The following is a 21754-nucleotide window of genomic DNA, read 5'->3' on the forward strand; positions in this document are numbered from 1 at the left end:
CCCCGGGGAAGAACACTCGGAGCTCCGAGGCATAGCCTGAAGATGAAGGCCTCGGTCCGACGTACCTGGTGTGTCGGCGGGGGGACCGATCCGAAGAATCGATGGCTGTCGTGGTAACGACCACTCCGGCATCTCGGCAGACCGGTCACCTGCCCGCCGAGGTGACGAGTTTCGTCGGACGTCGGCACGAGGTGGCCGAGGTCAAACGACTGCTGTCCGCATCGCGTCTGGTGACCCTCACCGGCGTGGGCGGAGTCGGCAAGACCCGGCTGGCCTCGCGGGTCGCGGCCGATCTCCGGCAGACGTTCCCGGACGGCGTATGGCTGGTGGACCTGGCGCCGCTGGACACCGCCGAGCTGCTGGCCCAGACCGTCGCCGAGGCCCTGGAGATTCGCGACCACTCGTCCCGCCCGCCCTTGGAGGTGCTCATCGACCACCTCGGGGACAAGCGGGTGCTGGTGGTGCTGGACAACTGTGAGCATCTGCTGCCTGAGTGCGCCGTGCTGGCCGACCGCCTGCTGCGCGCCACCTCCGGTCTGCGGATCCTGGCCACCAGCCGGCAGGTGCTGGGCGTCGCCGGCGAGCAGACCATGGCCGTGCCGGCGCTGGACCTGCCGCACGCCCGGAGCCCGCGACGGTCCGCCGGGTCGCTCGCGCAGTGCGACGCCGTGCGGCTGTTCGCCGATCGGGCCGGAGCCATCCTGCCGGAGTTCGCGGTCACCGAGGCCAACCGGGACGCCGTGGAGCGGGTCTGCCGACAGCTCGACGGCCTCCCCCTCGGGATCGAGCTCGCCGTCGTACGGTTGCGGGCGCTCTCCGTCCAGCAGCTGCTGGACCGGCTGGACGACCGATTCGGGCTGCTCACCGGGGGGTCGCGCGCCGTGCTGCCCCGCCACCAGACGCTGCGGGCACTGATCGACTGGAGTTGGATCCTGTGCACCGACCAGGAGCGGCTGCTCTGGGCTCGCGCCTCGGTGTTCAGCGGTGGCCTGGACTCGGATGCGGCGGAGGCCGTGTGCTCCGGCGACGGCATCCCGCACGACGAGATGCTGGACGTCGTTACCGGGCTCGTGGACAAGTCCATCCTCATCAAGGAGGAGCACCCCTCCGCGGTCCGGTATCGGTTCCTGGACACGCTGCGGCAGTACGGCAGGGAGCAGCTGATCGCGTCCGGGCAGATGGCAGCGGTGCAACGGCGCCACCGCGACTACTACCGCCGGCTGGCGGCCGATGCGCGCGCGGACCTGTTCGGACCGTCCCAGGTGGCGTGGTTCACCCGGCTGCACCTCGAGCACGCCAACCTGCGGACGGCGCTGGAGTACAGCTACGCCGAACCGGGGGAGGCCGGAACCGGCCTCGCGATGGCCGCGGACCTGCTCTTCCACTGGATCACCAGCTACTACCTCGGCGAGGGACGACGCTGGCTCGACCAGGGCCTCGCCGTCTGCCCCGAGCCGAGCGCGGTCCGGGCCCGAGCGCTGTGGTCGAACAGCTGGCTGGCCATCATTCAGTCCGACACCGCCTCGGCGGCCGACATGCTCGAGGAGAGCCGGGCCATCGGGAAGCAGCTCGGCGACGACTCGGTCCTCGCCTACACCGCGCTGTACTCCGGGATGATCGCCATGTACGGCCGGGACGCCGAAACCGCGATCGGTCTCTACGAGGAGGCGGTCGACCGGCACCGGGCCGGCAACGACCCCGTGGGGCTCGCGTCGGCGCTCCTCCGGCTCTCGCTCGCCCACTCCTTCCTCGGTGACTCGCCGCGCGCCATCGCCTTCGGCGAGGAGTCCCTCCGGGTGTGCGACGCCCGTGGCGAGGGCTGGCACCGGGCGTACACGATGATGGCGCTCGGAGTCGAGGTCTGGCGCCAGGGCGACACCCGCCGCGCCGCCGCGTTGGAGATGGAGAGCCTGACCTTCAACCGGTCGCTCGACGATCCGTTGGGGGTCGGAGTCAACCTCGAGGTGCTGGCCTGGATCGCCGCTACGGAGGAGCAGTACCCGAGGGCGGCCCGGCTCCTGGGCGTTCTGCAGACCGTCTGGCAGACCATCGGTGCGCCGCTGTCCGGGTACGGACACCTCGTCCGCTACCACGACGAGTGCACGGTACGTACCCGTGCGGCCCTCGGCGCGGCCGCGTTCCGGGACACGGTCAAGCAGGGCGCCGGGCTCTCCTACGACGAGGCGCTCGACTACGCGCTCGAGGACCGCCTGCCGGCCGAGCCGGGAGGCGGAGCGGCCGAGCGGCCGTCCCCGCTGACCCGCCGCGAGACCGAGATCGCCGATCTGGTCGCTCAGGGGCTGAGCAACAAGGAGATCGCGGCCGCGCTGGTGATCGCGCAGCGCACGGCCGAAGGCCACGTCGAGCGCATCCTGAGCAAACTGGGCTTCCACTCCCGCGCGCAGGTGGCGGTCTGGGTCGCGGAGCGGAACCGTGGTGCATCGGAGGCCGAGCACGACCGTGGTGCACCAGGGCACGACGAGCCCTCCTGACGACTGTAGGCGCCCATCGGCGCGAGCACGGGCGGCGAAGCTCAGGGCGCTGCACCCCGCAGTGCACCGTTCGCGAACCGTAGGCAAGCGGTGTTAGAAAAGACTCGTGGCCGGACTCATGGCCCGCCTGCGCTCGGTGCTGAGCGTGCGCTCCGTCGCCGGTCAGGTGTTCGTCGTGCAGGTGGCCGTCGTGGTGCTGCTCGTCGCCGCCGCGGTGGTGGCGCTCGTGCTGCAGTCACGGAACGACAGCGACCAGGAGGCTCGGAAGCGTTCTGTCGCCGTCGCGGAGACCTTCGCGCGCTCCCCGGGGATCGAGGAAGCGCTGGAGAGCCCTGACCCGAGCGCGGTGCTGCAGCCGCTCACCGAGCAGGCGCGGAGGGCAGCCGGGGTCGACTTCATCGTCGTGATGGACCGGGACGGGACCCGCTACACCCACCCGCTCCCGGAGCGGATCGGGAAGAAATTCGTCGGCACCATCGAGCCCTCGCTGGCCGGACGCGTCCTCGTCGAGACCGTCGACGGCCCGCTCGGCGAGGAGGTGCAGGCCGTTCTCCCCATCAGGGACGACGACGGCAGGATCATTGCCCTGATCTCAGCCGGACTCAAGGTCGAGAACGTGACCAGCCAGCTCAACCGGCACCTGCCGGTCATCCTCGGCAGCGGCGCTGCCGCCCTCGCGCTCGCGACGGGCGGTGCGGCGCTGGTGAGCCGGCGGCTGCGGCGCCAGACCCGCGGCCTCGAACCCGCCGAGATCACCCGGATGTACGAACACCATGACGCGGTGCTGCACGCCGTACGGGAGGGCGTGGTCATCTTCGACGGCGAGGGGCGGCTGGTGCTCGCCAACGACGAGGCGCGGCGGCTGCTCGACCTCCCGGGAAACGCGGAAGGGAGACCCGTCTCCGAGCTCGGCCTCGACCCGCGCCTGTCCCGGTTGCTGGCCTCCCGACGGGCCGCCACCGACGAAGTGCACCTGGCCGGCGACCGGCTGCTGGCGGTCAACCAGCGTTCGACGGCTGAATCGGACGGACCACCCGGCAGTGTCGCCACCCTGCGGGACACCACCGATCTCAGCCTGCTCATCGGCAGAGCCGACCTGGCGCGCGGGCGGCTGCGGCTGGTCTACGACGCGAGCATAAAGATCGGCACCACCCTTGATGTGGTACGGACCGCCCAGGAGCTGGCGGACTTCGCGGTCCCCCGGTTCGCCGACTTCATGACCGTCGACCTCGCCGATCCGGTGCTGTCCGGTGAAGAGCCCACGGGCAAGGGCCCGGACATGCGCCGCATCGCGTTCAGCGGCGTCCGGGACGATCCTCCCCTCTATCCGCTGGGCAAGCTGATCCACTTCGTCCCGCAGACCCCGCAAGCCTTCGGATTCGGCACGGGGCAGACCGTCGTCGAGGCGGACATGCCGGCGTTCTCCGGGTGGCAGGAGCAGGATCCGCCGCGGGCCCGGCAGATCGTCGAGTACGGGATCCACTCGATGATCACGGTTCCGTTGCGGGCCCGGGGCGTCGTCCTGGGCATGGCGACGTTCTGGCGTGCTGAGAAGCCCGAGGCGTTCGAGGAGGACGACGTCTCCCTGGCCGAGGAGCTGGTCAATCGCGCGGCGGTGAGCATCGACAACGCCCGCCGCTACACCCGCGAGCACACCATGGCCGTCACCTTGCAGCGCAGTCTGCTGCCGCGGGTCCTGCCCGAGCAGGGCGCCCTCGACGTCGCCTTCCGGTATCTGCCCGTGCAGCCGGGCATGGGCGGGGTCGGCGGGGACTGGTTCGATGTCATTCCGCTGCCCGGGGCCCGGGTGGCGCTGGTGGTCGGGGATGTGGTGGGCCACGGTCTGCACGCGGCCGCCACCATGGGCCGGCTGCGCACCGCGGTGCACAACTTCTCCTCCCTGGACCTGCCCCCTGATGAGCTGCTGTGGCATCTGGACGAGCTGGTGGCCCGGATCGACCAGGACGAGGCGGCCGACGGACGGGTGGCGTCGATCACCGGGGCCACCTGCCTGTATGCGGTGTACGACCCGGTCAACCGGCGCTGCACCATGGCCCGCGCCGGACACCTCCAGCCAGCCCTCGTACTACCCGATGCCACCGTCGAGTTCGTCGACGTGCCCAGCGGCCCGCCCCTGGGCCTGGGCGGCCTGCCTTTCGAAACGGCGGAACTCCAGCTGACGGAGGGCAGCTCGCTGGTGCTCTACACCGACGGGCTGGTCGAGGACCGGGACCGGGACATCGACGAAGGGCTGGCGCTGCTGCGGCGCACCCTGGCCCACCCCGGACGGACGCCGGAGCAGACCTGTGGTGCGCTGCTGGACGCGCTCCTGCCGGAGAACCCCATCGACGACATCGCCCTGATCGTGGCCCGCACCCGGGCGCTGAGCGACGAGACCGTCGCCGACTGGGACGTGCCGTTCGATCCGTCAGCGGTCGCCGAGGTACGCACCGCCGTGGCGCAGAAGCTGTCTCTTTGGGGGCTGGACGAGATGGTGTTCACCACCGAGCTGGTGATGAGTGAACTCGTCACCAACGCCATCCGGTACGCCACCGGCCCGATCCGGGCCCGGCTGATCCGCGACACCACCCTGATCTGCGAGGTCGCCGACGGCAGCAGCACCTCGCCGCATCTGCGGCGGGCGGCGATCCTCGACGAGGGCGGCCGCGGACTGTTCCTCGTGGCCCAGTTCGCCGAACGCTGGGGCACCCGGTACACACCCGAAGGCAAGATCATCTGGACCGAACAGCCTCTGCGGGCAACCCAGCCGTACAAGCCGGCCGACTGGTAGCGGAATCACGTCATCCCACGGTCTTCCGATCGCGCGTACCCGTCTGTAGATCGGACGCGTACGGACCCCATCCGCCTCTAGTCCTTCTTGCGGAGCGCCATTCATGGGGCCGAGGATCAGCGGATGGACGATCAGCTCCAGCATCACTACATGCAGCTCGCGGACACCTACGACGACACATGGGGCCACCGCCCCGCGTACGTGGACTGGATGGCGGACGGCATCCAGCGGCGGCTCAACCCCCGTCCCGGGGAGTGGATCGCCGATATCGGCGCTGGAACCGGCCTGTTCCTGAACCGGCTCCTGCCATACGCCACGACGCTGACACCAGTGGTGTGCGTCGATCCCTCGGCGGCGATGCTCGGCCGACTGCCCCGGGATCCCCGCATCCACCCCCTCCAGGCCACCGCGGAGGAACTGGCCACCGGCCGCGCGGCCCTGCCCTGCGACGCCCTCGACGTCCTTGTGATCAAGGAGGCGGTCCATCACTTCAACGACCTGGACGACACCCTGGCGGGCCTGGCCGACCGGCTGTCCCCCACCGGCCGCATCCTCATCGTGACGCTCCCTCCGAAGCTTACGTACCCGCTCTTCCAGGCGGCGTTGAGCCGCTTCGCCGACGGCCAGCCCGTTCCGGAGACGATCGCCGCCACGCTGCGCAGGGCCGGTCTGACGACCACGGTCGCCATCGACGAGTTCCCGGTGGCCATCGACCGGGACCGGTGGCTGCGGCTGGTCGCCGGTCGCTGGATGTCGGTCCTGTCCACGTTCTCCGACGCCGAACTCGACCGCGGGCTGGAGGAGATAGCCGAGCAACACCCCGAGCAGCGGCTGGAGTTCGCCGACCAGTTCGCCTTCATCTTGGCCCAGAAGAACGGAATCTGACCGGACGAGACGCAATGCCCCCGGGGGCCTGAATGGCCCCGGCGGGGCCGGACGGGCCCGCTGCGGCTGGTGCGCGGCGGGCCCATCCGCCTGAGGGCGGCGGCAGGCCGGGCCAAGGCCGGTCTCCGCACCGGCCTGGTGGCCGTCGTGACCGTACGGGCCGTCTGACGGGTCCTCGTCACCGAACCGGCCCGTGCCATCACTGGCCGCGGGGTGCGTACATGATGACGGCCACCCCGACAAGGCAGACCAGGGAGCCGATCACGTCCCAGCGGTCGGGGCGGAAACCGTCCATGACCATGCCCCAGGCGAGCGATCCCGCGACGAAGACCCCACCGTACGCGGCGAGGATGCGACCGAAGTGCGGGTCGGACTGGAACGTGGCGATGAAGCCGTAGGCGCCCAGCGCGACGACGCCGGCGCCGATCCACAGCCAGCCACGGTGTTCCCGCACGCCCTGCCACACCAACCAGGCGCCTCCGATCTCGAAGAGAGCGGCAACAGCGAACAGGGCGACGGAACGAGCGACGAGCATGGCGTGCAAGGCTTTCTCTCGATGAAGGACAGGGCGGCGGCAGTCAGATTCTCTGAATCCTGCCTTTTCCTCCATGACGATGATGGCCCCGGAGGGGCAGACGGCGGCGGGCCGCGGCGGCCCCTACGCACATCGGACCCGTAGCCGGGCGTGTCTACTCCTACCGCGGGGTGGCACGGGGTTCACTCACCGCATGAATGCCGCAGATGTACTTGCTGATGCGTTCGGACGTGTCCAGGAGGTGGTGCACGAGGCCGTGGAGGGGCTCACAGCGGAGGACCTCAATGCCCGGCTCGACCTCGGTGCCAACTCCATCGCCTGGCTGGTATGGCACCTCACACGGATCCAGGACGACCACGTGGCTGACGCCTCCAACCAGGAGCAGGTGTGGCTCTCTCAGGACTGGGTAGCCCGCTTCGACCTTCCCTTCGCCTCGGAGGCGACCGGCTACGGCCACTCCAGCAAGCAGGTCGCACAGGTCCGGGTCGACGCGCCCGAGCTGCTGCTCGGCTACTTCGACGCCGTCCATGAACAGACCATGGACTTCGTCAGAGGCCTGAAGGGCACAGCACTCAACCGGGTCGTGGACGACTCGTGGTCCCCACCGGTCACCCTGGGCGTCCGCCTGGTGAGCGTCATCGCCGACGACCTCCAGCACGCCGGCCAGGCGGCCTTCGTCCGCGGCTCCCTGGAACGCCGCCGGACCAAGCGGCCCCATGCCACATAGCCCAGGCAGGTGAGCCAGGCATCAGCCGGCCCGGACCGACGGCTGACCGCGCGCTATGGACACGTTGAGGTCTCGCCTTGCATCATGCGCGTGCTTCCATACACGTGAAAGGCGTTCACATGGATAGACGTCAACTCCTGGCGCACGGAGCTGCATTAGCCCTGGCCGCGCCGACTCTCCCGGTCTTCGCCTCCTCCACCGCCTTCGCCACCCCAACCCCTGCCACCACCGCCACCGCACCTCTGTCCGATCGGCTTCCTTGCCGGGCCGAGATCCTCGCCGTACTGCGGCGGGTCGCCGACCACTGGATCAGCGCGCACGCCGACCCCGGCGACGACCGCGAGGCGATCCCGACCACCTGCCCGGCCCGGAGACGAGCGGCACGTGCTTCTTCGCGTACGGCATGGCATACGCGGTCGCCGCCGGGCTGGTGAACCGGTCCGCGTACCTGCCGGTGGCCGCCCGCGGCTGGAACGGAATGGTCGCCACCGCAGTGCACCCCGACGGCTTCCTGGGCTACGTCCGGAACGTTGGCGACCGCCCGGAGTCCAGCCAGCCCGTCACGTACGACACCACGGCCGACTTCGGCGTGGGCGCCTTCCTCCTGGCCGGTACCGAACTCGCTCAGCTGGCGAACTAGGGTCCGCGACTCGCGCTGGAGGCGCACGATGTCGAGATCCTTCGGGCTGAGGACGTCCAGGTCGGCCCGCGCGGGCCGACCTGGACGGCATGATCGGGACGATCAGACGACGTCGAACCGGTCGAGGTGCATCACCTTGTCCCACGCAGCGACGAAGTCGTTCACGAACTTCTCCTTCGCGTCATCGCTCGCGTAGACCTCCGCGAGCGCGCGCAGCTCGGAGTTCGACCCGAAGACGAGGTCGGCACGGGTGCCGGTCCACTTGACCTCGCCCGTGGCGGCGTCGCGACCCTCGAACGTGTTCGCGTCCTCGGACGTCGCCTTCCACGTCGTGCCCAGGTCGAGCAGGTTGACGAAGAAGTCGTTGGTCAGGGACCCGGGGGTCGTGGTGAAGACGCCGAGCGGCGACTGCTGGTAGTTCGCGCCCAGGACGCGGAGCCCACCAACGAGGGCCGTCAGCTCGGGGGCGCTCAGGGTCAGCAGGTTCGCCCGGTCGAGCAGCAGGTACTCAGCCGGCAGCCGGTTGCCCTTCCCGAGGTAGTTGCGGAACCCGTCGGCGGTCGGCTCGAGCGCGGCGAACGACTCCACGTCGGTCTGCTCCTGCGACGCGTCCACGCGGCCCGGCGTGAAGGGGACCTCGACGTCGAAGCCGGCGTCCTTGGCGGCCTGCTCGACGGCCGCACCACCGGCGAGCACGATCAGGTCGGCGAGCGAGACCTGCTTGCCGCCGTTCTGGGCGGCGTTGAAGCCCTGACGGATCCCCTCCAGGGTGCGCAGCACCGTCGCCAGCTGGTCGGGCTCGTTGACCTCCCACCCGCTCTGCGGCTCGAGGCGGATGCGCGCACCGTTGGCGCCGCCGCGCTTGTCGCTACCACGGAAGGACGAGGCCGACGCCCACGCGGTGGACACGAGCTGGGACACCGACAGGCCCGAGGCGAGAATCTGGCCCTTGAGGGAGGCGATGTCCTCGGCGTCGATGAGCTCATGCGTCACGGCGGGGAGCGGGTCCTGCCACAGCAGCATCTCGGCCGGGACCTCCGGCCCGAGGTAGCGCACGATCGGGCCCATGTCGCGGTGGGTCAGCTTGAACCACGCCCGGGCGAAGGCGTCCGCGAACTCGTCGGGGTTCTCGAGGAAGCGGCGCGAGATCTGCTCGTAGGCCGGGTCGAACCGGAGCGAGAGGTCGGTCGTCAGCATCGTCGGGGCGTGGCTCTTCGACGCGTCGTGGGCGTCGGGGACGGTGCCCGCTCCGGCGCCGTCCTTCGGCCGCCACTGGTGCGCACCGGCGGGGCTCTTGAACAGCTCCCACTCGTAGCCGAACAGGATCTCGAAGAAGCTGTTGTCCCAGGTCACCGGGGTGTTCGTCCAGATACCCTCGAGACCGCTGGTGATCGCGTCGCCGCCCTTGCCGGTGCCGTAGCTGTTCTTCCAGCCGAGGCCCTGCTCCTCGAGCGAGGCGGCCTCGGGGTCCGGGCCGACGCTCTCCGCCGGGCCCGCGCCGTGGGTCTTGCCGAAGGTGTGGCCGCCCGCGATCAGGGCGACCGTCTCCTCGTCGTTCATCGCCATCCGGCGGAACGTCTCACGGACGTCGCGGGCCGCGGCGATCGGGTCCGGGTTGCCGTTCGGGCCCTCCGGGTTGACGTAGATGAGGCCCATCTGGACCGCGCCGAGGGGGTTCTCCAGCTCCCGGTCGCCGGTGTAGCGCTCGTCGCCGAGCCAGGTGGACTCGGGACCCCAGTAGACGTCCTCCTCGGGCTCCCAGACGTCCTCACGACCGCCGCCGAAGCCGAAGGTCTTGAAGCCCATCGACTCCAGAGCGACGTTGCCGGCGAGGATCATGAGGTCGGCCCACGAGAGGTTCTGGCCGTACTTCTTCTTGACCGGCCACAGCAGGCGGCGGGCCTTGTCGAGGTTCCCGTTGTCCGGCCAGCTGTTGAGCGGTGCGAAGCGCTGCTGGCCGGCCCCGGCGCCGCCGCGGCCGTCGCTGATCCGGTAGGTGCCGGCGCTGTGCCACGCCATCCGGATCATGAACGGGCCGTAGTGGCCGAAGTCGGCCGGCCACCAGTCCTGCGAGTCCGTCAACACCTCCGCGATGTCCCGCTTCACGGCCGGAAGGTCGAGGCTCTTGAACGCCTCGGCGTAGTCGAACTCCTCACCGAGCGGGTTGGCCACGGCGGGGTTCTTGGCGAGGATCTTCAGGTTGAGCCGGTCCGGCCACCACTGGCGGTTTCCGCCGCCCTGAGTGGGGTGTGGCGCAGGCCCGTGCGCGACCGGGCAACCACCTCCGCCCTCCGTCTTCGCGTCTACGACGATTGCCTCATGGTTCTCAGACATGGGAATCCTTCCGGACTAGGCGGATCACGGTGCGCAGGAACTACGGGCGGTGGAACAGTCGGGACACATGCCCCAGTAGATGACCTCGGCATCGTCGATCGAGAAGCCGTGGTCGTCGGACGCGGCCAGGCAGGGCGCCTCGCCGACCGCGCAGTCGACGTCAGCGACGACACCGCACGACCGACAGACGACGAGCGGACTCGTCTGCTGAACCGTCACGTGCTTTTCCCTGCTGTTGTCCTGTCCCTTGGCTGTCGCCGGAACCGATCCTACGATGGACTAAATCCAAGTCAATACAACAACGAGAGCCGTAAGAATTCATTCGTCAGACGAGCACTGTTAGGTTGGTGGCCATGAGTGACCTGCTGGAACGGCTTCGCGGACGTGGCTGGCGGATGACCGCCCAGCGCCGGGTTGTCGCCGAGGTACTCGACGGCGAGCACGTCCACCTCACCGCGGACGAGGTCCTCGCGCGCGCCACCGCCCGGCTGCCGGAGATCTCCCGCGCGACCGTCTACAACACCCTCGGTGAGCTCGTCTCGCTCGGCGAGGTGATCGAGGTGGCCACCGACGGCCGCGCCAAGCGCTACGACCCGAACGCCCACCGGCCCCACCACCACCTGGTGTGCTCGCGTTGCGGCGCCATCCGTGACGTCCACCCCGGCGGCGACCCACTGGCCGATCTGCCCGCCTCCGAGCGGTTCGGCTTCACCGTCTCCGACGTCGAGGTGACCTACCGGGGCCTGTGCCCCGACTGCGTCCGCGCCTGAACCGGCCCGCGCACCCGCGTCCCGTCCCCCGCTGATCACCGGCGACTCGCTATCGCCAGCCGCGACGCCAGCGCGTCCCGCTCCGGCCGGGACAGCCGCGCCGCACCCGCCAGCCGCTCCAGCGGCTCTCCCGTCCGGCCTCGGGCGGCATGTCCTCCGCGCCCTCTGAGGCACGGCGGTTGACGCTGCCGCACGTCGCATCGTGCTGCAGCGATGCGGCGGGGATAGCGCAAACAAGGCAACCTGCTTGCGTCATGCCGCGATGGGAGAACTTCCTTCACCTCTTGACGGAAGTCTGGTCCGTACCTATGGTCACCGACCAACGCAGGCGTTCATAAAGGCGCTTGACGTTCACATTGGAGAACGGATGGCCCCCACATGCCGCATCCTGCCGCTTCTGTAAGCCACGGCCGTACACCCCGTCCCGCCCTCGTCGCGACCGTCGCGACTCTGACCGTCGCCCTCGTCGCCGGCTTCCTCGCCTGGCCCGCCGCGCGCCACGCCACCGCCGCACCCGGCACCTTCGTCCACCCCGGAGTCACGGTCTCTCGCGGCCAGTTGGACTTCGCTCGCGACAAGGTCAATGCGGGCGCCCAGCCCTGGAAGACCGCCTACGACCAGATGATGGCGAGCACGTACGCATCGCTCTCCCGTACCCCCAAGCCCCGCGCGGTCGTCGAGTGCGGCTCCTACTCGAAGCCCAACTACGGCTGCACGGACGAGCGCGAGGACGCGATCGCCGCTTACACGACGGCGCTCGCCTGGTACTTCACCCACGACGCCCGATATGCGAAGAAATCCATCGAGCTGATGGACGCCTGGTCCGCCACCATCAAGGACCACACCAACAGCAACGCCCCGCTGCAGACAGGCTGGGCGGGTTCTTCATGGCCCAAGGCAGCCGAGATCATCAAGTACACCTACAGCGGCGGCTGGCCGGCCGCGGGCCGCTTCGGCACGATGCTGCGGAACGTCTACCTGCCCGAAGTCATCAACGGCTCGCACTCCAACGGCAACTGGGAGCTGTCGATGATGGAGGCCGCGATCGGCATATCCGTCTTCCTCGAGGACAAGGCGTCGTACGACAAGGCCGTGACGAAGTTCCGCGGGCGCGTCCCGGCGTACATCTATCTCGCGTCGGACGGCTCGCTGCCCAAGACCGCGCCCGGCAGCGGACTCGACACCCGCGATGAGATCGTCAAGTACTGGCACGGCCAGAACACCTTCCGCTCCGGCCTCACCCAGGAGACGTGTCGCGACTTCACCCACACCGGGTACGGGCTCTCGGCCATCTCGCACGTCGCGGAGACCAGCCGCATCCAGGGACAGGACCTCTACCCGGAGGTCGGCGAGCGACTGCGTCATGCGCTCGGCTTCCAGGCCAAGTACGAGCTCGGTGAGACACCGCCGAGTTGGCTGTGTGGAGGCTCGCTCAAGCGCGGCCTCGGCCCGGTCACGGAGGTCGGCTACAACGCCCTCCACAATCGCCTCGGTCACACGATGGCCAACACTCAGAAGCTGACCGAGCGGAATCGTCCCGCCGGCTCGAACAACCTGTTCGTCGCCTGGGAGACCCTCACGCACGGCGACAACCCCCGCTGATCCGGGTTGTCGCCGGGCCGGGCGCCCGTGACCCCACTGACGCCCGGCCCATCGGCCCGGTCCCCGACCCTGCCGGGTCCAGTCATCTTCGGTCATCGATGCGGTGAAGGAATTCCCACGTGAGCATCACACGACGACGAGCACTGCTCGGTACGACGGCTGTCGCCGCGGCCGGATACGGCGCGTTCTGGCTCCAGCGGGCGACGGCCGCACCGGAGCCGAAGGCCGCAGAGGCCCCGACCACGAGCCGGCCCGGGGACGTCGTGGGCAAGATATCCGTCGGCTACCAGGGCTGGTTCGCCTGCAAAGGCGACGAAGCCCCCATCAACGGTTGGTGGCACTGGAGCCGGGACATGAGCCGCCCGCCGTCGCCATCCAACACCGGCATCAAGTCGTGGCCCGACATGCGGGATTACACCCGCGGGTACGCCACCGAGTACCCGAACCTCAATGGCGGTGGGGACGCGACGCTGTTCTCCTCGCGGGACCAGCAGACGGTCGACACCCACTTCCGCTGGATGCGCGAGTACAACATCGACACCGCCGCACTGCAGCGGTTCAACCCGTTCAGTCCGGAAGGCCCGACACGGGACGCGATGGCGCAGAAGGTGCGGCAGGCGGCGGAGGCCAACGGCCGGAAGTTCTACATCATGTACGACGTCACCGGCTGGACGTCCATGCAGTCCCAGATCAAGGAGGACTGGACGTCGAAGATGCGGGCACACACGTCGTCGAGCGCCTATGCGCGGCAGAACGGCAAGCCCGTCGTGTGTATCTGGGGATTCGGCTTCAACGACGACACCCGCGCGTTCGAGCGGGCGCAGTGCCTTGACGTCGTGCAGTGGTTCAAGGACCAAGGCTGCTATGTGATCGGGGGCGTCCCGACGCACTGGCGCACCAGCAGCAATGACTCGCGGCCTGGATTCGCGAAGGTGTACCGGTCTTTCGACATGATCTCGCCGTGGATGGTGGGTCGGATCGGCACGATGGGCGATTCCGACCACTTCTACGAGAACGTCAACCTGCCGGACCAAGCGGAGTGCAAGGCCCAGGGCATCGACTACCAGCCGTGCGTCCTGCCCGGCGACCTCCAGGAGCGCCAGCGCGTCCACGGCGATTTCATGTGGCGGCAGTTCTACAACATGGTGCGCGCCGGCGCGAACGGCATCTACATCTCGATGTTCGACGAATACAACGAGGGCAACCAGATCGCCAAGACCGCGGAGAACGCCTCACAGGTTCCCTCAGGCTCCGGCATCTTGGCACTGGACGAGGACGGTACGAGCTGCTCCTCGGACTACTACCTGCGGCTGACCGGCGACGGCGGCCGGATGCTGAAGAGGCGGATCCCCCTGACAGCCGCCCGGCCCACCAAGCCGATGCTGTAACCAGGGCACGGTCGACATGCGTTGCGAGGGCGGGTGCATGGTGAACCCCCATATTCCCACATATGCCAAGGAGTTGACGTGCATCGCACACCACCAGCAATGAAGAGAAGAGGTAAGAAACCTCCTCGCTCGAAGCGTTCAGGCGGAATCCGGAGGGCTGCGCTCGCAGGTGCCCTCGGCGCCGCGGCACTGGTCCTGGCGCTCCCGACCATCACCCACGCCGATATCGTCCAGCCTCTGCCCCAGAACGCCAGCGGACTCGAGCAGACATTCTCCCCCGCCTACGACTATGACAAGGACGGCTGCTACGCCACGGCTGCCATCGACAGCAATGGCACTCTCAACCCCGGCCTGAAGCTGGGCGGCGACGTCAACGGCCGCTGCCGCGACAAGGTGCAGCTCGACAACTCCAACACGTATTCACGCGCGAAGTGCAACAACGGCTGGTGCGCAATCATGTACGCCAGCTACTTCGAGAAGGACCAGGCCACCCTCGGCCCCGGGGCCATCGGCCACCGCCACGACTGGGAGCACGTCGTGGCGTGGGTCAACAACAACGAGGTCCAGTACGTCTCGTCGTCCCAGCACAGCGGCTGGAAGTGGTACCCCCGCTCCCAAGTCCGCTTCGACGGAAGCCACCCAAAGGTCGTTTATCACAAGGACGGTGCCAGCACGCACTTCTTCCGCCTGGCCAACAACAACGACGAGCCGCCCGAGAACCACACCGGCGGCTGGTTCTTCCCACGTCTGGTCGGCTGGGACGACGGCTACCCGAGCGGCCTGCGTGACAAGCTCATGAACGCCAACTTCGGAGCCGCCACGATCAAGATCAGCGAAGGTCGTTTCAACGACGCTCTCGCCGCTGCCAAGCCCGCCGACATTCCTTTCAACCCCTACGCCTGATCAAATCCACCATCCGCTACCCACCGGCGCTGGTCTGGGTGTCGACGTGGACGAGGACGTGGTGCGCGAGCTGACGGTGGACGTCCTGACCAAGGCGTGACGCCGCAGAGCCCGCCGGGACGTGGCCTGGCGGGCTCGCGCCTTGCGCCCGACTCGCAAGGGGGCCGGCCGGCGTCAGTCCCCGCCGTCCGGACGCGGGCAGTCGATGTGGGCATTCAGGCACTTGTCGACCAGCGCCGCCAACTCCTTCTCATCCCAGGCGTTGAAGAAGTCACCGTGCATCGAGTACGTGCCGCCGCTGGACAGCGTGGCCGTCCTGCCGGCGCTGACCGGGTACTTGAGCAGCAGCTGCAGCATCGGGATGACGACGGGGAACGTGGCCGGGCACTTGCCCTTGCTGCTGTACGCGACGTGGCTGACGTGGTCCGGGCTGTCGAGGTTCTTGCCGTCCCAGCAGTCGGCGAAGTCGACCCGCACGTGCAGGTTCTCCCCCGGTTTGCAGTTGGGCGCCTCGGGCTTGTCCGGGAACGTGGTCGAGCAGCCCCACCGGATGTTGCGGGCCTCGGCCGGGCTGTGCGCGTGCATGTTGCCCGCGATCTGTTTGAACCCCAACGGATACGGCGTGACTTTGCCGGTCTGGCTGGTCAGGTAGTACACCGTGACGCTGCTGGGGTGCACGACCTTCCCGCCGACCGACAGCGTCGGCACCCAGTAGGCGGCCTTGTCCTTGGCGTTAAGGCAGTTGGACGTGCCCGCCAGCAGGCTTTGGCCGGTGGAATGGGCGTTGGCGCCGGAGTTGGCGATGAAGTCGTGCATGTGCGCCTTGCCGGGTTGGCCCGGATAGAGAATCGGGTCGTCGGCAGCGGTATGGCTGTAGTAACAGACGCTGCTGAACTTGCCGGTGATTCCCTGCGCACTCGGCTGTGTCGCCGCCCTTGGCGCCGTCGCGGGCAGCGTGAGGGCCACTGCCACCGCCGCGACGGCGATCAGACAGGCGAGCAGGAACAGGGGGTTCTTACGCATTCCGCCTCCACGGTGAGCCTGGGCGACTGTTGATCTGCCCCAGTCTGCGAACCGGCGAAGCCGCATTCGATGTCCCGGCCATATACGACCGAGTCATAAGCGCGCTGTCGGGCGCGGGTGGCCCCCGGACCGGGGACGGCGGCGAGCAGCGCGGTCACCAGCAGCACGGCTACCGCCATGACGTGCGGACGGCCCGCGGGTGTCCGTGAGCGGCGTGCCCGGAGTACCGAGAGGCCCAGGATCACGAAAGCCAGTGCCGCGCCTGAGATCAACAACTGCCCATAGGTCTGGTTGGTCGCCGTTCCGTGCCCGGCCAGGCGGTTGACGAGCAGCCAACTTCCGCCTACAGCAACGAGAAGCGCGACCGAATGGGCAATGCCCGGGCGCATCGCCGGGAGGATCGCGGCCACGGTGATTCCGAGACTCGCCATCCACACCGACGCGCCCACCAGGTGCACCACGTCGACCAGCGGAGGCGGACCGTTCGGCGACCGGCCCACGACGGCGGTGATCGTGGTGAGCTGAACACCGAGCAGGCATCCGGCGGCGAGGTGTGGCCGTCGGCGCGCCGACCGTGCGATCGTCGGCAGCAGCACACCGCAGCCCGCGAGCACGAGCATGCGCAGCAACGCGAGTTGCCCGTTCCGGGTCGCGACCACGGCGTGCGTGGTCGCCCGGTCCACGACGTCGGCCAGCCCGGCGCCGCCTGCGATCACGGCCAAGGCCAAGGCGAACAACGTGCCGACCAGGACCGGCCAGCGACGCGACCGCGGGTCCTCGGCCGTGCCGCCGGCCAACCGCACGGCCGCCGCCCGCAGCGCCAGCGGAACCCGCCCGGCCGAGTCCACCAGTTCGCCCGCCGTCGCCGGATCCTCCTCGACCCGGCGTCGCCCGGCGACCTGGACGACGAGGTCGAGCGCCTCCTGGGCGGGCATCGGGTCGAGCCGCAGCCGCGCCGCGCCCTCCCGGACCACGAGGTCGTCGAGGCCATCGCGGCTCGTGACCACGACCAGGCACCGGTGGTCGCCCGGCAGCAGCGGCCGCACCTGCGCTGCCGAAACCGCGCCGTCCACGACGATGAGCACGCGCTTGCCGGCCAACACCGACCTGAACAGCGCGGTCCGCTCGGGCAGTGTCGGCGGGACCTCGGCGCCCAGCGCCCGCAGAAACCCGGCCAACGCGTCGGCGGGATCGGCCACCTCCACGTACAGCTGGCCGTCCGGGAACTCCGGGATCACGGCCCGCGCCCAGGCCACCGCCAGCGAGGTCTTGCCGATCCCCGCAGGTCCGGTCACGACGACGCATCCGGCGTGCCGGTGCTCCTTGAGCCGGCCCAATTCCGTGGACCGACCGACGAACCCGGACACCACCGGAGGCAGTTGTGCCGGCACGACCACGGCCGGCGAAGGCACGGCGCGCTCGGGCGGGTTGTCCTCCGGCGCCCAGTCGCCGGGCGCGAGACCAAGCAGTACCCGGGCCGGGTCCGGCATGGCGAAGCCGTCCGCGATCCGCTCGAGCACGTCGATCGCGGTCACCCAGCGCTCGCCGCGCTGGATGCGGCTCACCTCGCCCTGGTTCAGGCCCGTCGCCGCGGCGATCCGTGCCTGGCTCGCCCCGGCGTGCTTCTTGGCCAGCAGGAACAACTGGCCGATCCGCCGGTCCAGCAACAGGGCGCGGGTCTCCTCGCTGGACCACACCGCCGCAGGCAGCCGAACGGGCAGGAAACCTTCTTGGCGCATCGCCCACCTCACCCGGCGCGCGTGCTCCGCTGCGCCCGATACCACGCGGCGGCGCTGGGTCATTAGTTAGGAAACTTTCCTACCGGTTCCCGAAGCACAGCACCCCACACCCCCGCTGTCAACGGTTCGGCTCGTCAACACCAAACCCTGAGGCTCTTGGCGAGGGCGGCACGTCAACTGTGGACACGCTAGGCCGCTTTCCCCAGCCGACATGGCAGCGCGACGGATGAGTTCCGGGATGCCCGGGATTTCCCTGCTGCGGCCCAGAGAAGACCATGACACAGCGTATGCCGGTTTCAGCTGGCCGCGGCCCGAGCACTTCACCGGGGCGCTGGACTGGTCGACCGCATCGCCGAGGGCAATGACCGCAGGCCCTGCACATCGTGGAGGAGCACGGCGGCGAGCGTCGCATCACCGGACTGAGGCTCTTGACGCGTCCCTGGCTTGCCCCTAACTTCACCGAACACCCATCGGCGTTCAGAAGAGCGCTCAGCGTTCACATTGCTGAACATCGAGAAGCCCCCACATGCGCATTTCGAGGAGTCCCCATGCGCAGTCGTAGAACGGCCACGATGTCGGCCGCCGCCTGTCTTGGCGTCGGCACGCTGATATCCGCAGGACCCATCTCCAACGGAGCCACCGCGGACACCACCTCCGATACCTCGGCGGTCATCCATGTGAAGGACGCGAAGGAGCTCAAGGCCGCACTCCTGTCGGCCAAGGGCGGCGACACCATCCAGCTCGCCGACGGCACCTACCAGGGCAACTTCAAGACCACCGCCGGCGGCAGCTCCGGCTCCCCCGTCACCCTGACCGGCTCCCCCAAAGCCGTGCTCACCGCGGGCGGTGGCTACGGGCTCCACATCAACGGAGGGTCGCACTGGAACCTGAAGGGCTTCACCGTCACCGGTGGCCAGAAGGGGATCATGATGGACGGGGCCAACAACGTCCACATCGACTCCATCACCGTCCACGACCTCGACATGGAGGGCGTGCACTTCCGTAAGTCCAGTTCCAACGGCTCCATCAAGAACTCCAAGATCTACAACACCGGCAAGAACGGCCGGGGCATGGGCGAGGGGGTGTACGTCGGCAGCGCGGGCGGCACCAGCGACAAGAGCAACAACATCCTGATCCAGGCCAACACGATCGGCCCGGGTGTCGGCGGCGAGAACATCGACGTCAAGGAAGGCACCACGGGCACCAAGATCATTGGCAATACCTTCGACGGCAGTGGCCTCACCGGCGCCAACTACGACGACTCCTGGGTCGACGTGAAGGGCAATGACGTCCTCGTCGAGAACAACACCGGAACGAAGACCACGAACAACGGCTTCGAGACCCACGAGGTCCAGAGCGGCTGGGGCTGCAACGCCACCTTCCGCGGCAACAAGTCGGACCTCAACGGCTCCACCGGCAAGGACCAGTTCGCCATCAACGTCACCAACTACGACGCCGGCAAGTGCCCGGTGAAGGTCGACAAGTCCAACACCGTCAGCGGCGGCAAGGGCCTCACCAACCCCGGCATACCGGTCGGATGAAGCGGAGGGCGGACCACATGGAACGCAGCTCTGACAGCAGCGGCGAGACCACTGGGGCCACAACTGCCGTATGCGACGCACGCGGCCGGAAGTTCCTCACGGGCCTGACCGTCGCGGTGGCGGGCGGAGCCGCGATCGCGGCGTGGACGCTCGCTCCGGCGGGCGCCGCGGAGACGGGAACGGGATCCGGCTCGGGCACGCGCTCCGTCCACAAGGTCTCCACGGCGGCCGAGTTGGAGACAGCCCTGGGCGCGGTGAAGGCGGGCGACACCATCGAGCTCGCCGACGGCACCTACACCGGGAAGTTCAAGACGACGGCCAACGGCACCTCCGCCGCGCCGATCACGCTCACCGGCTCCAGCAAGGCCATCCTGCAGAGCAAGGAGTTCATTGACGGCGGCGAGCCGCCGCCACCGGACAGCAATGGCTGCCCCACCGGCGGCTTCGGCTACGGCCTGTGGTTCAACGGCGCCTCGAACTGGAACCTCAAGGGCTTCACGGTCGACACCGCCGCGAAGGGCATCGTCATCGACGCGTCCCCCAACGTGGCGATCGACGGGATCGAGGTCCGCAACACCGGCGCCGAGGCCGTGCACTTCCGCAAGAACAGTCCGAACGGCGTCATCCAGAACTCCAACATCCATGACGCCGGCAAGAAGCAGCCCCAGTACGGCGAGGGCGTCTACATCGGCTCCGCCAAGAGCAACTGGAAGTGCTACGCGGGCTCGAACGGCGTCGACGCCTCGGACAACGCCAAGGTGCTCAACAACAAGATCGGGCCGCAGGTCACCGCCGAGGGCATCGACATCAAGGAGGGCACCAAGAACGGCCTCATCAGCGGCAACACCCTTGACGGCACTGGTCAGCAGGGCCAGCACTACGGCGACTCCGCGATCGACACCAAGGGCGACACGTACAAGATCGAGGACAACAAGGTGAGCAACCCGCTCACCGACGGCTTCCAGACCCACACCGCGCAACGCCCCTACGGCTGCGCGAACACCTTCTCGCGCAACACCTTCGACCTGGGCAACGCCCCGGGCTACGCCATCAACGTCACCAACAACAGCAAGAGTCGCTGTGGCAGCAACCCCAACGTCGTCTACTCCTCCAACAAGTCGAGCGGCGGAAAGGGCCTGACCAACATCGAGACCACGCCGGGTGGCTGAGCCCAGCCCGGTTCACGGTCATCGCAACTCCCCGGGCGGTCAGGGTTACTCACCTCGCCCCCGCCTCGACCGTCCGGGGTGCACACTCGCGCGGAACTCCCGGGGGATCCCAGGATGAGGAGGGGACTCCGGCCTGAAGGCCAAGAGCTCTGACCAGGTCGTAGGACCTGGTCAGAGCTCCAGTGGCAGACGAGTCGAGCTGTACGCCGGGGATAGTGACAATGTTCGCCCAAGCGTGCTCTGACCTGCACATACGTGCTGTACGCCCCATCGCAATGCACATCGCGTACACAACCCCCGGACGCCGGTGAGTCACGGCGGTACGAGTGGCTTCGGCAATGACGACTCCTGCGCTCCATCTCGCCCGTTTCAGTGCATGCATCGCGCTGCGATCGAACTACCCGCCACACGTACTCGTCCAACCTTCCACTACCCCCCATCCAATGACAGAAGGTAGTTAGGGGTTGACGCCATTCCTGCCGCTCGGCTTGGGGCACCAGGGCGGCCTTCGGCAGGCCAGAGGGCGCCGGAATGCCGTACAGCTCCTCGAACGAGGCCGGAGCATTCTCCCAGTCCACTTCCCAGACTAAGTAGCCGTACGTGTCCAGCGTCTCGGCCAGGCGAGCATGCCGCATGCGAGCCTGAACTTTGCGCGGCTCCAGGCCCGAGGCCACCAGCACCGCGTCAGCGAAGTGCCGCAGATCCCGGAACGTGGCCTCCTTCGGGACCTTGACCCCCCGAGCCCGAGCCCGTTCCTTCGTATGATCGCCCGGACAGGTCCTAGGCCGATGAGGGTTTCACTACCTGCCATGTGCGCGGCCGAGTCGGAGACGATGAGACCGGTGTCGTGCACGTCGGCCGCCTGCCGCATCAGCTCGTCATAGACAGGGTGGTGCCAGTCGGGCAGGCCCTCGCGATACTCGCGAGCGGGTACTACCACCTCTAGGCGCCCACCGTGGGCTAGAACCGCTTCGGCGAACCACGCATCGGGCCCGGCCGCGATGCACGACACCGCAACCCTCAACGGGTCTTCGGCCACAACCGCTCACTCCTGGCCAACGACCGTCTACTGCCCTTCGCTGGCAAAGGACTTCCAGGGCGCGCCACGGCTCGGACTCCGGCACGCTGCCGTCGGCGCGTCGGTTGCGGTTCGAGGAACGTCTGGGACTTTCCGGGAGGGTGGATCCGCAGGCTTGGCCCTTCCTGCCCGAGGGC

At 68.6% G+C, this 21754-nt stretch carries 15 protein-coding genes and 3 pseudogenes; 12 read left to right on the top strand and 6 right to left on the bottom strand.

The window, feature by feature from the left end:
* Window positions 1–101: 101 nt before the first annotated feature.
* The 3 genes from ACTWQI_RS00715 to ACTWQI_RS00725 all read left to right on the top strand — a co-directional run bounded on the left by ACTWQI_RS00715 (window position 102) and on the right by ACTWQI_RS00725 (window position 6168).
* A complete protein-coding gene (locus tag ACTWQI_RS00715; protein ID WP_443266374.1) occupies window positions 102–2492 on the top strand; it encodes an ATP-binding protein in 2391 nt (796 codons plus the stop codon).
* Between the two features lie 118 nt (window positions 2493–2610).
* Window positions 2611–5283, top strand: a complete 2673-nt coding sequence (locus ACTWQI_RS00720) for a SpoIIE family protein phosphatase (RefSeq protein ID WP_443267131.1) — start codon at window positions 2611–2613, stop codon at window positions 5281–5283.
* A 123-nt stretch (window positions 5284–5406) separates the two neighbouring features.
* Window positions 5407–6168, top strand: a complete 762-nt coding sequence (locus tag ACTWQI_RS00725; protein ID WP_443266377.1) for a class I SAM-dependent methyltransferase — start codon at window positions 5407–5409, stop codon at window positions 6166–6168.
* 199 nt (window positions 6169–6367) lie between these two features.
* Here ACTWQI_RS00725 and ACTWQI_RS00730 read toward each other — a convergent pair whose 3' ends face one another.
* Complete coding sequence (locus ACTWQI_RS00730) at window positions 6368–6703, bottom strand: YnfA family protein (RefSeq protein WP_443266380.1); 336 nt, start codon at window positions 6701–6703, stop codon at window positions 6368–6370.
* Window positions 6704–6896: 193 nt separating this feature from the next.
* On the opposite strand from ACTWQI_RS00730, the gene ACTWQI_RS00735 reads away from it, so the two are divergent.
* Both ACTWQI_RS00735 and ACTWQI_RS00740 read left to right on the top strand, forming a co-directional pair.
* The gene (locus ACTWQI_RS00735) at window positions 6897–7430 is read left to right on the top strand and encodes a mycothiol transferase (protein WP_443266382.1); all 534 of its coding nucleotides are present in this window, start codon (window positions 6897–6899) and stop codon (window positions 7428–7430) included.
* Between the two features lie 259 nt (window positions 7431–7689).
* Window positions 7690–8070, top strand: a complete 381-nt coding sequence (locus ACTWQI_RS00740) for a glycoside hydrolase family 88 protein (RefSeq protein WP_443266384.1) — start codon at window positions 7690–7692, stop codon at window positions 8068–8070.
* Window positions 8071–8172: 102 nt separating this feature from the next.
* On the opposite strand, the gene katG is transcribed toward ACTWQI_RS00740, so the two are convergent.
* The gene (gene katG / locus ACTWQI_RS00745; RefSeq protein WP_443266385.1) at window positions 8173–10404 is read right to left on the bottom strand and encodes a catalase/peroxidase HPI; all 2232 of its coding nucleotides are present in this window, start codon (window positions 10402–10404) and stop codon (window positions 8173–8175) included.
* 24 nt (window positions 10405–10428) lie between these two features.
* A pseudogene (locus tag ACTWQI_RS00750) lies at window positions 10429–10596 on the bottom strand (transcriptional repressor); the annotation flags it as partial.
* A 161-nt stretch (window positions 10597–10757) separates the two neighbouring features.
* Here ACTWQI_RS00750 and ACTWQI_RS00755 point away from each other — a divergent pair.
* The 4 genes from ACTWQI_RS00755 (at window position 10758) to ACTWQI_RS00770 (ending at window position 15067) form a co-directional block, all read left to right on the top strand.
* The gene (locus tag ACTWQI_RS00755; RefSeq protein WP_443266387.1) at window positions 10758–11174 is read left to right on the top strand and encodes a Fur family transcriptional regulator; all 417 of its coding nucleotides are present in this window, start codon (window positions 10758–10760) and stop codon (window positions 11172–11174) included.
* A 378-nt stretch (window positions 11175–11552) separates the two neighbouring features.
* A complete protein-coding gene (locus ACTWQI_RS00760; protein ID WP_443266389.1) occupies window positions 11553–12776 on the top strand; it encodes an alginate lyase family protein in 1224 nt (407 codons plus the stop codon).
* A gap of 119 nt (window positions 12777–12895) precedes the next feature.
* Entirely contained in the window at window positions 12896–14164 is a 1269-nt protein-coding gene (locus tag ACTWQI_RS00765) for a glycoside hydrolase family 71/99-like protein (protein ID WP_443266391.1), read from the top strand.
* A gap of 99 nt (window positions 14165–14263) precedes the next feature.
* Window positions 14264–15067 (top strand): NPP1 family protein, encoded by an 804-nt coding sequence (locus tag ACTWQI_RS00770; RefSeq protein ID WP_443266393.1) that lies wholly within the window; start codon window positions 14264–14266, stop codon window positions 15065–15067.
* A 174-nt stretch (window positions 15068–15241) separates the two neighbouring features.
* Here the strand turns inward: ACTWQI_RS00770 and ACTWQI_RS00775 are convergent, their stop codons facing one another.
* The gene (locus ACTWQI_RS00775; RefSeq protein WP_443266395.1) at window positions 15242–16090 is read right to left on the bottom strand and encodes a DUF1996 domain-containing protein; all 849 of its coding nucleotides are present in this window, start codon (window positions 16088–16090) and stop codon (window positions 15242–15244) included.
* Entirely contained in the window at window positions 16054–17829 is a 1776-nt protein-coding gene (locus ACTWQI_RS00780) for an NB-ARC domain-containing protein (RefSeq protein WP_443266396.1), read from the bottom strand. The genes ACTWQI_RS00775 and ACTWQI_RS00780 overlap by 37 nt, the downstream gene beginning before the upstream one ends.
* Before the next feature lie 216 nt (window positions 17830–18045).
* Here ACTWQI_RS00780 and ACTWQI_RS00785 point away from each other — a divergent pair.
* The 3 genes and pseudogenes from ACTWQI_RS00785 to ACTWQI_RS00795 form a co-directional block, all read left to right on the top strand.
* Window positions 18046–18245, top strand: a pseudogene (locus ACTWQI_RS00785) (AMP-dependent synthetase); the annotation flags it as partial.
* 132 nt (window positions 18246–18377) lie between these two features.
* The gene (locus ACTWQI_RS00790) at window positions 18378–19370 is read left to right on the top strand and encodes a right-handed parallel beta-helix repeat-containing protein (RefSeq protein WP_443266398.1); all 993 of its coding nucleotides are present in this window, start codon (window positions 18378–18380) and stop codon (window positions 19368–19370) included.
* 17 nt (window positions 19371–19387) lie between these two features.
* Window positions 19388–20539, top strand: a complete 1152-nt coding sequence (locus ACTWQI_RS00795; RefSeq protein WP_443266400.1) for a right-handed parallel beta-helix repeat-containing protein — start codon at window positions 19388–19390, stop codon at window positions 20537–20539.
* A gap of 781 nt (window positions 20540–21320) precedes the next feature.
* Here ACTWQI_RS00795 and ACTWQI_RS00800 read toward each other — a convergent pair.
* Window positions 21321–21557, bottom strand: a pseudogene (locus ACTWQI_RS00800) (hypothetical protein); the annotation flags it as partial.
* Between the last annotated feature and the right edge of the window lie 197 nt (window positions 21558–21754).

The organism is Streptomyces sp. KR80 (assembly GCF_052245555.1).
In the GTDB taxonomy this organism is placed as follows: Bacteria; Actinomycetota; Actinomycetes; order Streptomycetales; family Streptomycetaceae; genus Streptomyces.